Genomic DNA, 279 nt, shown 5'->3' on the forward strand with positions numbered 1-279 from the left:
GCTGACCAGTGACTGGATGGCTAAGTAACTGCATATCGATATTGAATATATCGTGCAATATTTTGGGTTGCATGGTGCTGGACACATCACCGTTATGACAAACGTGACCGTTCTTTAGCGCAATGATTCGATCTGCATACTGCGCGGCCAAATTAATATCATGCACAATGATGACCACACTCAAACCTTGCTCATCGACTAAGCGACGAATAAGCTGAATAACCTCGATTTGATAATGTATGTCAAGGGCAGCCAGTGGCTCATCGAGTAACAGATATC

Annotated in this window: 1 protein-coding gene; it reads right to left on the minus strand. The window is 43.7% G+C overall.

Annotation, left to right across the window (positions count from 1 at the left end; genetic code table 11):
- On the minus strand, window positions 1-279 hold a 279-nt coding region (locus tag AAEY68_RS20945), incomplete at both ends, for an ATP-binding cassette domain-containing protein (RefSeq protein ID WP_350586813.1).

This window comes from Pseudoalteromonas sp. RB2-MNA-CIBAN-0110, from assembly GCF_040309305.1.
Classification (GTDB): domain Bacteria; phylum Pseudomonadota; class Gammaproteobacteria; order Enterobacterales; family Alteromonadaceae; genus Pseudoalteromonas; species Pseudoalteromonas arctica.